Here is a 12,061-nt window from a genome sequence, read left to right as displayed (position 1 = left end):
CTGAGCTAGTCGTCGCCGGTGAGGGACAGGGAGCGCAGGCGCTGGCCGGTCCAGACGACGGCGCCGACCGTGACGATGACCATCGCCGGTACGGCGAAGCCGAGCGTCACCTCGGTGGAGAAGAAGGGCGAGGAGGAGACCTGGTCGGCGAGCGACTGGGCCCACTGCTGGATGGAGAACTTCCGCGCGCCGGGCACGTAGCCGCCGACCACGCCCTCCCACACGAGGGCGTAGATGACGCCGACGGCGACCGCGTGGCGGGTGAGCACGCCCAGCAGCAGGAACACCGCGGCGTACGCGATGCCGCCGAACAGCGCCCCGAGGGTGAAGCCGGTCGCGACGCCCGACTCCGAGCCGGCCAGGAGGTAGGCGGCGGCGTAGGTCGAGACGGCCGCGAGCACCGCGACGAGGGAGGCCGCGACCACGAACTTCGTCACCGCGATCACCGGGCGCGAGATCGGCTTGGACAGCAGGTGGACGATCGTGCCGTCCTCGATCTCCGGGGCGATGACGCCCGTCCCGGCGATCAGCCCGAGCAACGGCAGCATCGTGCCGATCGCGAAGCTCTTCATCAGGATGACGGCCATGTGCTCGTCCTGGCCGTTGATCAGCCTGAGCAGCGCGGCGAGCGCGACCAGCGCCACCGGCAGCAGAATCAGCAGCCAGATCCGCTTGCGTCCGAGCATGGCCCGGTAGGTGATGTCCGCCACCACCGTGTTCATCGCGTGCTCCCGGAGATGAGGTAGGAGAAGACGCTTTCCAGGTCCTCGTCGGTGGGGGAGACCTGCCACAGGTGTACGGCGAGGTCGCGCGCCATCCGGGGCAGCAGCGCCGTGAAGCGCGCGTAGTCGGTCACCTGGACCTCGACGCCCTGCTCGGTCAGCGAGACCGCGTTGGAGGAGGAGTCGGCGATGAGGGCGGCGGCCAGGCGCCGGTCGTCGCTCGACCTGACCCGGAACAGGTGCGGCCGGTCGGCCATGCGGCGCCGGATCTCGCGGTAGTCGCCCGACGCGGCGTGCCGCCCCGCGACCAGGACCTCGATGTGGTGGGCCACCCGCTCGACCTCTTCGAGGATGTGCGAGCTGAACAGGATGGTCCGGCCCTCCTCGCCCATGCGGCGGACGAGGTCCATGAGATGGAGCCGCTGCCGGGGGTCCATGCCGTTGAACGGCTCGTCCAGGAGCAGCACCTGGGGGTCGTGGACGAGGGCCGCGGCCACCTTGACACGCTGCCGCATGCCCTTCGAGTACGTCTCGATGCGACGGCCGGAGGCGTCCGTCATCTCCACCAGGTCGAGGGCCCGCCGGGCCGCGTCGGCGGGCGAGGGCAGGCCGTGCAGCCGGGCGGACGACAGCACGAACTGCCATCCGGTGAGGAAGCCGTACACGGCCTCCTTCTCGGGCACCAGGCCGATCTGCCGGTAGATCTCGTGGTTGTGCCAGATGCGCCGGCCGTCGAGGGTCGCCGTGCCGCTGGAGGGTGCGAGGAACCCGGCCATCATGTGCAGCAGCGTCGACTTGCCCGCGCCGTTCGGTCCGAGCAGGCCGGTGACGCCGGGCCCGATCGCCATCGTGACGTCGTTGACCGCCACGACGTTGCCATACCAGCGGGACACCTGGGCGAGTTCGAGCACGCCCTGACGGGTGGTCACAGGAGAGCTTGTGGTGGTCACGACGCCGCCTTCCGGTAGCGCAGGAGGAGACCGGTCACGGCCAGGGCGATGACGACCAGCAGGATCAGGCAGGATGCGATGCCGGGCGGAGCGGTCTCCGTGTTGACGGGCGCGGTGCCGAACAGCGCCGACTGGGCGTAGTCGACGAGGAAGAACGGGTTGAGGAGCAGGGCCCACCCGGCGTAGGCGTCACGTCCCGACGAGATCAGCACGCCGGCGAAGATCCCGGAGACGGCGGCGGTGAACATGTAGAAGGCGATGACCGACGCCACGCCGAGCCCGCGGCGCGGGGTGAACGACGCCAGGGCGATGCCCACGGAGGACAGCAGCACCGCGTAGAGGACCGCGCCGCCCAGCGCGCCGAGGTAGTCGGCGGTGTGCGGCGGCCCGGGCAGGTCCACCAGCAGTTCGCCGACGAACTGGATCGTGAGCGGCACGGCCAGCAGGCCGAACAGCGCGACCGCGAGCGCGGCCAGCTTCGCCAGGACGTAGTCGGTCACGGTCAGCGGCCGGGACAGGTACAGCGGCAGCACGCGGAAGCGCAGGTCCGGCGCGACCAGGTACGGCGACTGGGCGGCCAGGAAGATCGCGATCACCGCCTGCATGAAGACGGCGTATCCCGGATAGGGCATGACACGCTGCTTGGCCAGGGCCATGACGCCGATCGACACGACCGTCGGCATCAGCATGATCGCGACGAGCAGGAGCGGCATGATCTTGGCGCGGACCGTGCGGCCGAGCCCGAACACGCCGCGCAGGCTCTGCACGCCGAGGGCGAGCGTCGCCCGGCCGCGCCCCAGCCGTACGCCGTCGTAGTGGCGGTATCCGATGTCGTGGATGACCGCGGTCGGCTCTGGGGTCATGCCACCGGCTCCTTGGCTGTGGACTCCTTGAATATGTCCTCGATGCGGCCCCGGCGCTGCTCCAGCCGTAGGAGGCTGAGGCCGAGGTCGCAGACGGCGTCGCGTACGGCGTCGTAGGTGCGGCCGGGGTCGTCCGCGGCCACCTGGACCGTCAGCAGCCTGCCCTGCGCGGCGACCGTCTCGCCGCCGGCGGTGAGGCGCTCGGCCAGCCGCTGCTGCCCCTCCTCGACCTCCACCGCGATGGTCTGCTCGGCCCGGGTGAACTCCCGGATCGCCGAGGAGCGCAGCAGCCGCCCGCCGTCGATGACGATGACGTGGTCGCACACCCGCTCCAGCTCGCCGAGCAGGTGGGAGGTGACCAGCACGCTGATGCCGAACTCGGTGCCGACGCGCCGGATCAGCGCGAGCATGTCGTCGCGGCCCTGTGGGTCGAGCCCGTTGGTGGGCTCGTCGAGGAAGACCAGCTGCGGGTCGTGGACGAGGGCCTGGGCGAGCTTGACCCGCTGCCGCATGCCGGTGGAGTAGCCGCCCATCGGGCGGTAGCGCTCCTCGTCCAGCCCGACGTGGCGCAGGGTGTCGGCGGCGCGCTCGCGGGCGGCCGTACGCGGTAGCCCGGACATCTGGGCCATGTGCACCACGAACTCGGTCGCGGACATGTCCGGGGGCAGGCAGTCGTGCTCGGGCATGTAGCCGACGACGCGCCGGATCTCCAGGCCCTGGGTGGCCGTGTCGAGGCCGAGCACCGAGGCGCGTCCGGAGGTCGGGGGGAGCAGGCCGAGCAGGATCTTGATAAGCGTCGACTTGCCCGCGCCGTTGGCGCCCACCAGGCCGGTCACGCCGGTTCCGGCCGCGACCGTGAGGTCGTCGAGCGCCGTGACGCGGGGGAAGCGCTTGGTCAGCCCCTCGGTCGCGAAGCATGGGGTCGCGCTCGCTGTCATGATCCGACCCTACTGGGCGGGGCGTTCGCCGGGCCTCCGTCTGATGGAGGAACCCGTCTACGTCTCAGGTATACCTTGTCGCGCCCGTTGCCGACCGCCGCCGTACCGGGACCACAGCGATCGCTGGAGGAACAGCGTCAGCGCGCCGGCGACGACCATCCCGGCGATGTTGACGAGGAGTTGCAGCGCCGAGCCGCCGACCTCGTCCCAGCGCCACAGCGCCAGGGCCACGGCCATGTAGCCGGCGGCGGGGACGGTGGTGACGGAGATGAAGACGCCCACCAGCGCGGAGGACTTGCCCGCCGTGATCGACAGCACCCCGGCGGCGCCGGCGAGCAGCGCCACGATGAACGACCACCGGTCGGGCGTCACGATGAAGCGCACCTCGTCGTGGTGCCGCAGGCTGTCGGGGGAGATCCAGCCGAGGCCGCGCGAGACGAGGGCACAGGCCAGGGTGACGGCGATCGCGGACGCGAAGCCCACGGTGAGCGTGCGGGCCGCGGTGCCGACGAGCCGCCACCGGCGGCGCAGCAGGCCGAACGAGACGGCCGCCACCGCGCCGAACTCCGGCCCGAGGACCATCGCGCCGACGATCAGGATCTGCGAGGGGATGAGCACGCCGATCGCGGCGATCTGCGTGGCGATGGCCAGGAACGCCAGGAACGCCCACGTGATGCGGCTGTCGAGGGCCACACGCTGCTCGAAGTGGTCCCACACCACCGCGTCGTCGCCCTCGCCGGGCGCCCGCTCCTCCGCCTCGGCGGCGCCCCGCGAGATCGACAGCTCGATCTCCTCGGCCGTGATCGAGCCGTCCCGCTCCAGGCCGAGCGCCTTGAGCTCCCCGATGACCGTGTTGGCGGCCTCCCTGGCGACGTCGGCGAGCACGACGTCGCCCTCCGGCCGCCTGGCCGCCTTTGCGAGGAGCACGACGTTCGTGACCCCCGGCGTACGGTCGAGCACCTCGACGACCTGGTCGGTCCGCTGGAACGGGGAGATGACCCGCAGATGCAGCACGGGACGATATTAGGTACGGCGCAGCCGTACCCGCCTGACGGAGTGGCCGGAGCCCTTGTGCAGGATCAGGCCGGCCCGGTGGCGGGTGGGGGCGATGTTCTCCACCAGGTTGCGTTCGTTGATCTCCCGCCAGACGTTCTCCGCGAACTCGGTCGCCTCCTCCTCCGACAGCGCCGCGATGTGGCGGAAGTAGGACTTCGGGTCGGAGAAGGCCGTGCGGCGCAGCTTGTGGAAGCGCTCCACGTACCAGGTGCGGATGTCCTCCATCTGGGCGTCCACGTAGATGGAGAAGTCGAAGTAGTCGTAGACCGCCAGGGCGTCCGGCGGCGCGGGCTGCAGGACGTTGAGCCCCTCGACGATGAGGATGTCCGGCCGGTCCACCGTCTGCGCCGCGCCGGGCACGATGTCGTACTCCAGGTGGCTGTAGACCGGCGCCTCCACCGAGGGGCGGCCCGCCTTCACGTCGGCCACGAAGCTCACCAGAGCCCGCCGGTCGTAGCTCTCCGGGAAGCCCTTGCGATGCATGATCCCGCGCTCTTCCAGCACCTTGTTGGGGTACAGGAAGCTGTCGGTGGTGATCAGATCGACCCGGGGGTGCTCGGGCCAGCGGGCGAGCAGCGTGTGCAGCAGCCGCGCCGTGGTCGACTTGCCTACCGCGACGCTGCCCGCGATGCCCAGCACGTACGGCGGGGGCGCGTCCTGCTCGCCGAGGAACGCGCCGACGGCCGCGCCGCGCTGCCGCGAACCGGTGAAGTGCAGGTTCAGCAGCCGGGTGAGCGGCAGGTAGATATCGGTGACCTCGGACAAATCGATCGGATCGTGGACGCCGCGCAGTTCCTCCAGCTCCGCCTCGGTGAGCGTGAGCGGTGTGTTCTTGCGCAGGTCACGCCACTGCTCCCGGCTCAGCTCGACGTACGCGTCCCCATCTGCCACGACGGCAAGCGTAGCCATGGCGTTTCCGCGCCCCGACCCGGGGTCGTGCACAGCCTGTGGACAAAAATCGATGGATTACTCCGGTGCGCGACGGGGAAGAACGTTCGCTCCGTGTCACTGGTCGCTCACCGCTCCTCGTTCGCTCCGCGGCGTTCCTCGTTCCTCGGCCCGCCACTCCGCTCACTGCGTCGGGTTCGCTCCGTGTCACTGGTCGCGCCGTACGCTGGCGGTGTGATCGTGGGCATCGGGGTGGACGTGGTCGAGGTGGCGCGCCTGGGCGCGGCCCTGGAGCGCACGCCCGCGCTGCGGAGGCGCCTGTTCACCGATGCCGAGAGCGCGCTGCCGCTGGAGTCGCTGGCCGCGCGGTTCGCCGCGAAGGAGGCCGTGGCCAAGGCCCTCGGGGCTCCGCCGGGCCTGCGGCACCTCGACGCGGAGGTGGTGCGCGGCGGGCGCGGCCGGCCCGAGCTGAGGATCACGGGCCGGGCGGCCGAGGTGGCCCGCGACCTCGGTGTACGCAGATGGCACGTCTCCATGTCGCACGACGGCGGCATGGCGGTCGCCTACGTCGTCGCCGAGTCCTGACCAGGAGCGCTCGAGCACCGAGGCGCCTCGGGCGAAGTCACCCGTCCCGGCGCGCGTGGTGGTCCACGAGGCGGCCGAGCAGCCCGGCGAGCTGGTCGCGCTCGGCCCGGCTGAGCGGCGCCAGCACCTCGTCTTCCAGCTCGGTGAGCAGGTCGTCGAGGCGGGCGAAGCGAGCGCGCCCCCGCTCGGTCATCGTGATGACGTTGCGGCGCCGGTCCGCGGGGTCCGGCGCGCGCTCCACCAGGCCCCGATCGGTCAGCTCGTTGATGACGGAGACCAGGTCGCTGCGGTAGATGCCGGTGCGGCGGCTCAGTTCCGCCTGGCTGGCCGGGCCCGACTCCTCCAGCGTCGCGAGCACGGCGTAGTGCCACTTGCGGGCGTCGGCGGCGGCGAGCCCCTCGTTGACGAGGCGGTCGGACTGCGTCGCCGCCAGCGACAGAAGCCGGGTCGGCAGGCTCCGCAACCGGGCCGCTCCGGTCCTCCCGTCCATCCGGGGGGCCGAGGGAGGGGCCATGTCGGACTCGCTGCTGCTCATGCCGCCATCCTACCAATTGCGTTAGTCCGACTAACGATCTAATCTGTTCGTGCCACTAACGTTAGTCAGACAAACGAAAGGGCTCTCCATGCCTTCGATCGACGTGCTCGACTCGGCGATGCACTACGAGGAGACCGGCAGCGGTGCTCCCTTCGTCTTCCTGCACGGCAACCCCGCCTCGTCCCACCTGTGGCGCAAGGTCCTGCCCGGGATTCGCGCCGGCGCCCGCCTGCTCGCCCCCGATCTCATCGGCATGGGCCGCTCGGGCAAGCCCGGCGTGCCGTACCGGTTCGCCGACCACGCCCGTTATCTCGACGCCTGGTTCGACCGGCTGGGGCTGGAGGACGTGGTGCTCGTCGGGCACGACTGGGGCGGGTCGCTCGCCTTCGACTGGGCGGCCCGCCACCCCGGCCGCGTCCGCGGCGTCGCGTTCTTCGAGACGATCGTCCGGACCATGTCGTGGAGCGACCTGGGCGAGGCGCCGCGCGCCCGCGCGGAGGCCATCCGGAGCCCGGAGGGCGAGCCGCTCGTGCTCGACCGGAACTTCATGGTGGAGACCGCCTTCACCGGAGGCGTGCTGACGCCGCTCGGCGAGGAGGACATGCGGCCCTACCTGGAGCCGTACCCCACGCGTGAGAGCCGCCGCCCGCTGCTGGAGTGGGCGCGCTCGATGCCGCTCGACGGTGAGCCCGCCGACGTCGCCGAACGCGTCGGCGAGTACGGCGGGTGGCTCGCGAGCAGCCACGACGTTCCCAAGCTGCTGCTCACCTTCGACTCCTCGCCGACCCTGCTCATCGGGCCGGAGACGGCCGCCTGGTGCGCGGCGAACATCGCGGGCCTGGAGGTCGAGCACTGCGGCCCGGCCGGCCACCACGCGCCGGAAGACCGGCCCGAGGCGATCGCCGCGGCGATCAACGCATGGGCCGGGCGGCATGGCCTGTAGGCCCGGCGGCATGGCCTGACCGCGTGAAAGACCGCCGATTGTGCCGCGGCGGCATTTCCCCGCCGATCCCCGGCATACGGTGATCGCTATCGCCGACGCGGCAGGCTACCGTCGGACGCATGCGGACCGCCTACACCTCCGACCAGATCCGCTCCGCCGAGCTGGCGCTGATGGCGAGGCTCCCCGAGGGGACGCTGATGGACAGGGCCGCCGCCGGGCTCGCCGCGGTCTGCGCGCACCTGCTCGCCGGCTCCTGCGGCCGGGTGTACGGCTCCCGCGTGGCGCTGCTGATCGGCAGCGGCGACAACGGCGGGGACGCCCTGTACGCCGGAGCCCGGCTGGCCCGCAGGGGAGCGCGGGTGGAGGCGGTCCTCGCCGGCTCGCGCACCCACGAGGGCGGCCTGGCCGCGCTGCGGGAGGCGGGCGGCCGCGCGCATCCGTACGACGCCGCGAGGGCGCGCGAGCTGCTGGCCGACGCCGACCTCGTCATGGACGGCCTCGTCGGCATCGGAGGCAGCGGGGCGCTGCGGGAGCCGTACGGGACGCTCGCGGAGTTGACCGCCGAGGCCGGCGGCCTGGTCGTCGCGGTCGACGTGCCCAGCGGGGTGGACGCGAGCAGCGGGCGGGTCGAGGGACCGGCGGTCCGCGCGCACCTGACGGTGACGTTCGGCGCGTACAAGGCCGGTCTGCTGGTCGATCCCGGCGCCGCCCGCGCGGGCGCGGTCGAGCTGGTGGACATCGGCCTCGGGCCCTTCCTGCCGGACCCCGAGGTGGCCGCGCTGACCGGCGACGACGTGGCCGACCTGCTGCCCCGCCCGGGCGCGGAGAGCGACAAGTACCGGCGGGGGGTCGTCGGGATCGCCGCGGGCAGCGACAGGTACACCGGGGCCGCCGTGCTCTCGGTCGGCGGCGCGGTGCGCGCCGGCGCGGGGATGGTCCGCTTCGCGAGTTCCGCCGAGCCGGTGCGGCTGGTCAGGGCCCGCTGGCCGGAGGCCGTCACGACCGTGCTCGACCCGTCGCTGGTGCTGAAGAGCTCGCTGGACGAGGTCGGGCGGGTGCAGGCGTGGGTGCTCGGCCCCGGGCTCGGGACCGGGCCTGAGGCGCACGCGGTGGCCCGCGCCGTGCTGTCCACCGGGGTGCCCGTGCTGGTGGACGCCGACGGGCTGACGCTGGTCGCCAAGGACCGCACGCTGCTGCGCCGGGCCGCCCCCACCGTGCTCACGCCGCACGCGGGGGAGCTATCGCGGCTGCTCGGCGTGCCGCGCGAGCGCATCGAGGCCGGGCGGCTCGAACACGTACGCAGGGCCGCCGCCGAACTGGGGGCGACGGTGCTGCTCAAGGGCTCGACCACGCTCGTCGCGGAGGAGGACAGGCCGGTGCGGGTCAACACCACGGGGACGCCCTGGCTGGCGACGGGTGGCACGGGCGACGTCCTGTCGGGCATCGCGGGCGCCCTGCTCGCCGCCGGGCTGACGGGCTACGACGCGGCCTCGTGCGCGGCGTACGTCCACGGGCTGGCCGCGCGGACGGCCGCCGGAGGCGGCGAAGCGGAACGCGGACAGGCGCCGATCGCCGCCCTCGACGTGGCCCAGGCGCTGCCCGAGGCCCTGCGCACGCTCTGACGTGCGGCGTCAGGTTGGGCGCATCCACCCGGGTCCACCTGACACACTGGAAAAATGAGCTTCTCAACGGTGCGCTCCGCCACCCCGGCTGAGGCGCGCGTGGACCTGTCCGCCATCAAGCACAACGTACGGCTGCTCGCCGAGTCGGCCGCCGGCGCCGAGATGATGGCCGTCGTCAAGGCCGACGCGTACGGCCACGGCGCGGCTCCGGTGGCGAAGGCATGCCTGGAGGCGGGCGCGAGCCGGCTCGGCACGGCCTTCGTCCGCGAGGCGCTGGCGCTGCGCGAGGCGGGGGTCACCGCGCCGGTCATGTCGTGGCTCATCACACCCGGGGAGCCGCTGGACGCCGCGCTGCTGGCGGACGTCGAGCTGTCGGCCGGCGCGACGTGGGTCGTGGACGACATCGTCGAGGCCGCGCGGCGCACCGGGCGCACCGCCCGCGTGCACCTGAAGGCCGACACCGGCAACTCCCGCGGCGGCGCGACGGCGGCGGACTGGCCGTCGCTGGTCGAGCACGCGCTCGCCGCGCGGGCGAGCGGGGCCATCGAGATCGTGGGCCTGTGGTCGCACTTCGCCTGCGCGGACATCCCGGGCCATCCCTCCATCGAGAGCCAGCTCGCGACCTTCGAGGAGGCGCTCGCCCTCGCCGACAAGGCGGGCGTGCCGAGCGACGCGATCCGTCACTTCGCCAACTCGGCCGCGACCGTCACGCTGCCGCGGGCGAGGTACGACATGGTCCGCACGGGCATCGCGGTCTACGGTCTGAGCCCGATCCCCGAGCTGGGCGACTTCGGCCTGCGTCCCGCGATGACGCTGACGGCCAGGCTCGCGCAGGTCAAGCGGGCCGCCCCGGGCTCGGGCGTGTCGTACGGGCACCTGTACGTCACGGAGCGTGAGACCACGCTTGGTCTCGTCCCTCTCGGGTATGCGGACGGCATCCTGCGAAACGGGACCAACCGGGCGGAGGTGCTGGCAGCGGGCCGGCGGCGGCGGATCGCCGGGCGGGTGTGCATGGACCAGTTCGTCATCGACCTCGGTGACGATCCGGCGGAATCGGGGGACGAGGTGATCCTTTTCGGCCCGGGGGACAATGGCGAGCCCACCTGTCAGGAATGGGCGGATTCCCTCGGCACGATTACCCATGAGATCGTGACGAGGATCGGATCCCGCGTGCCTCGCGTCCATACGGACGGACGCTGAGCCGCGGCTGCGAGGAGGGCAGGCATGAGCACACGTCGCAAGGTCGGGATCGCCGGAGCGGTCTTCGGTGCGGCGTCGGCGGGAGTGGCGGCGGCCACGCTCGCCAAGAGGTACGCCGTCGGCCGCATCCGCCTGCGGCCGGACCTGGAGGCGAGTGAGCCTTTCGGCGAGCTGCACGGTCGTTCGGTGACGCTCACGACCTCGGACGGCGTGAAGATCCATGCCGAGATCGACGGTGTGGAGGACGCGCCGCTCACGGTCGTGCTCTGTCACGGCTACTGCCTGTCCTCGGACTCCTGGCACTACCAGCGGCGCGACCTGCGCGACTCCTACCGGCTGGTGCTGTGGGACCAGCGGTGCCACGGCCAGTCCGCCCGCGCGCTGGCCAGCGACTGCACGATCGAGCGCCTCGGCGAGGACCTCGCGCTCGTGCTGGACGAGCTCGTCCCCGGGCCCTGCGTGGTGGTGGGCCACTCCATGGGCGGGATGACGATCATGGCGCTGGCGGAGCGGCGGCCCGAGCTGTTCGGCGACAAGATCCGCGGCGTGTCGCTGATCGCGACCTCGGCGGGCAAGCTCGCCGAGATCACCCTGGGCCTGCCCGCCCTGGTCTCCAAGCTCGTCAACCTCGCGGTGCAGCCCGCCGTCTCGATCATGCGCAGGAGCGGCGCGCTGGTCGACCGGGGCCGCGAGGCCGGCACCGACCTGTCGTTCCTGGCGCTGCGTCATCTCGGGTTCGGCGATTCCAGGAACGTCAGCCCGACCATCGTGGACTTCGTCGAGTCGATGATCAGGGCCACCCCCTCCGAGGTGATCGCCGACTTCTACCCGGCGCTGATGTCGCACGACAAGCTCACCGCGCTCGACGTGCTCAACAAGGTGCCCACCGCGATAATCGTGGGGGAGCGCGACTGGCTGACGCCGCTCGACCACAGCAGGGCGATCGCGGCGGCCGTGCCGACCGCGCAGCTCACCACTGTGCCGGAGACATCGCATCTCGTGCAGCTCGAACGGTCCGACGCCGTGAACGAGGCGCTGCGCGAGCTGCTGAAGCGAGCCGAGAGGGGAAACACGTGACCACGGCTGAGTTCGGGGCCACGACCGCCGAGGAGACGCGGGCGCTGGGCGCGCGGCTGGCCGCGCTGCTCGGTCCCGGAGACCTGGTCGTGCTGAGCGGGCCGCTGGGCGCGGGGAAGACGACGCTGGTGCAGGGCATCGCGGAGGGCCTGAAGGTGCGCGGGCCGATCACGTCCCCGACCTTCGTGATCGCCCGGGTCCACCCGTCCCTGTCCGACGGCCCCGCGCTCGTGCACGCGGACGCCTACCGCCTGGGCGGCACGCTGGAGGTGGACGACCTCGACCTCGACGCCTCGCTGGAGGAGTCGGTGACCGTCGTCGAGTGGGGCGAGGGCCTGGTCGAGGGCCTGTCCGAGGACCGCCTGGAGGTCCACGTCGAGCGGGGCGCCGAGGGCGAGGAGCGCCGCGTACGGGTGACGGGCGTGGGGCCGCGCTGGTCGGAGCTCACCCTGGGCTGAGCACCCTCCCCCGGAGCCACCCGGAGCCGCATAAAGGCCGCAACCCGGACTCTGACGTGCGACAAGGACCTGCGGGGACAAGTCGGGCGCCGTCCGTACGCGATCCAGACCGGTCCGCCGCACAGTCCTTGACGCCTGTCCGCGTTCCTGTGGATCATCGAGGGCGAAGGAAGATCCTCGGCCATGAGTCGGTAAGGATTTTCTGGGTAAGGGACCGGCGTGGA

13 protein-coding genes are annotated in these 12,061 nt (G+C 72.2%); 6 read left to right on the top strand and 7 right to left on the bottom strand.

The features are described from left to right. Positions 1–5: 5 nt before the first annotated feature. Genes ACQEVJ_RS38920 through coaA form a run of 6 tightly spaced genes read right to left on the bottom strand, consistent with a single transcriptional unit; the run spans position 6 to position 5,438 of the window. Positions 6–722: an ABC transporter permease subunit gene (locus ACQEVJ_RS38920; RefSeq protein WP_433109701.1), complete on the bottom strand. Its 717-nt coding sequence runs from the start codon at positions 720–722 to the stop codon at positions 6–8. Next, positions 719–1,672, bottom strand: coding sequence for an ABC transporter ATP-binding protein (locus tag ACQEVJ_RS38915; RefSeq protein ID WP_433109700.1), 954 nt, complete (start codon positions 1,670–1,672; stop codon positions 719–721). The genes ACQEVJ_RS38920 and ACQEVJ_RS38915 overlap by 4 nt, the downstream gene beginning before the upstream one ends. Beyond that, positions 1,669–2,535 carry an ABC transporter permease gene (locus ACQEVJ_RS38910; protein WP_433109699.1) on the bottom strand — a complete coding sequence of 289 codons (867 nt, stop codon included), beginning with the start codon at positions 2,533–2,535 and terminating at the stop codon, positions 1,669–1,671. The genes ACQEVJ_RS38915 and ACQEVJ_RS38910 overlap by 4 nt, the downstream gene beginning before the upstream one ends. Continuing rightward, a complete protein-coding gene (locus ACQEVJ_RS38905) occupies positions 2,532–3,473 on the bottom strand; it encodes an ABC transporter ATP-binding protein (RefSeq protein ID WP_433109698.1) in 942 nt (313 codons plus the stop codon). The genes ACQEVJ_RS38910 and ACQEVJ_RS38905 overlap by 4 nt, the downstream gene beginning before the upstream one ends. Before the next feature lie 57 nt (positions 3,474–3,530). Next, positions 3,531–4,487: a DUF389 domain-containing protein gene (locus ACQEVJ_RS38900; protein WP_433109697.1), complete on the bottom strand. Its 957-nt coding sequence runs from the start codon at positions 4,485–4,487 to the stop codon at positions 3,531–3,533. Positions 4,488–4,496: 9 nt separating this feature from the next. Further along, on the bottom strand, positions 4,497–5,438 hold the full coding sequence (coaA, locus tag ACQEVJ_RS38895; protein WP_433109696.1) for a type I pantothenate kinase: 942 nt from the start codon (positions 5,436–5,438) through the stop codon (positions 4,497–4,499). Positions 5,439–5,651: 213 nt separating this feature from the next. Here coaA and ACQEVJ_RS38890 point away from each other — a divergent pair, with 213 nt between their 5' ends. Beyond that, on the top strand, positions 5,652–6,002 hold the full coding sequence (locus ACQEVJ_RS38890; protein ID WP_433109695.1) for a holo-ACP synthase: 351 nt from the start codon (positions 5,652–5,654) through the stop codon (positions 6,000–6,002). A 37-nt stretch (positions 6,003–6,039) separates the two neighbouring features. Here ACQEVJ_RS38890 and ACQEVJ_RS38885 read toward each other — a convergent pair whose 3' ends face one another. After that, positions 6,040–6,537, bottom strand: coding sequence for a MarR family winged helix-turn-helix transcriptional regulator (locus ACQEVJ_RS38885; protein WP_433109694.1), 498 nt, complete (start codon positions 6,535–6,537; stop codon positions 6,040–6,042). 49 nt (positions 6,538–6,586) lie between these two features. Between ACQEVJ_RS38885 and ACQEVJ_RS38880 the strand changes: the two genes are divergently transcribed. The 5 genes from ACQEVJ_RS38880 (at position 6,587) to tsaE (ending at position 11,837) form a co-directional block, all read left to right on the top strand. Next, positions 6,587–7,480, top strand: a complete 894-nt coding sequence (locus ACQEVJ_RS38880) for a haloalkane dehalogenase (RefSeq protein WP_433109693.1) — start codon at positions 6,587–6,589, stop codon at positions 7,478–7,480. 119 nt (positions 7,481–7,599) lie between these two features. Next, entirely contained in the window at positions 7,600–9,102 is a 1,503-nt protein-coding gene (locus tag ACQEVJ_RS38875) for an NAD(P)H-hydrate dehydratase (protein ID WP_433109692.1), read from the top strand. A gap of 54 nt (positions 9,103–9,156) precedes the next feature. Further along, positions 9,157–10,302, top strand: coding sequence for an alanine racemase (gene alr / locus ACQEVJ_RS38870; RefSeq protein ID WP_433109691.1), 1,146 nt, complete (start codon positions 9,157–9,159; stop codon positions 10,300–10,302). A 24-nt stretch (positions 10,303–10,326) separates the two neighbouring features. Then, positions 10,327–11,379 carry an alpha/beta fold hydrolase gene (locus ACQEVJ_RS38865; RefSeq protein ID WP_433109690.1) on the top strand — a complete coding sequence of 351 codons (1,053 nt, stop codon included), beginning with the start codon at positions 10,327–10,329 and terminating at the stop codon, positions 11,377–11,379. Beyond that, complete coding sequence (gene tsaE / locus ACQEVJ_RS38860) at positions 11,376–11,837, top strand: tRNA (adenosine(37)-N6)-threonylcarbamoyltransferase complex ATPase subunit type 1 TsaE (protein WP_433109689.1); 462 nt, start codon at positions 11,376–11,378, stop codon at positions 11,835–11,837. Before ACQEVJ_RS38865 ends, tsaE begins: the two co-directional genes overlap by 4 nt. Positions 11,838–12,061 lie beyond the last annotated feature (224 nt).

The sequence above is a fragment of the Microbispora sp. CA-102843 genome, from assembly GCF_050936215.1.
In the GTDB taxonomy this organism is placed as follows: domain Bacteria; phylum Actinomycetota; class Actinomycetes; order Streptosporangiales; family Streptosporangiaceae; genus Microbispora.
This window is presented reverse-complemented; position numbering and strand designations above follow the sequence as displayed.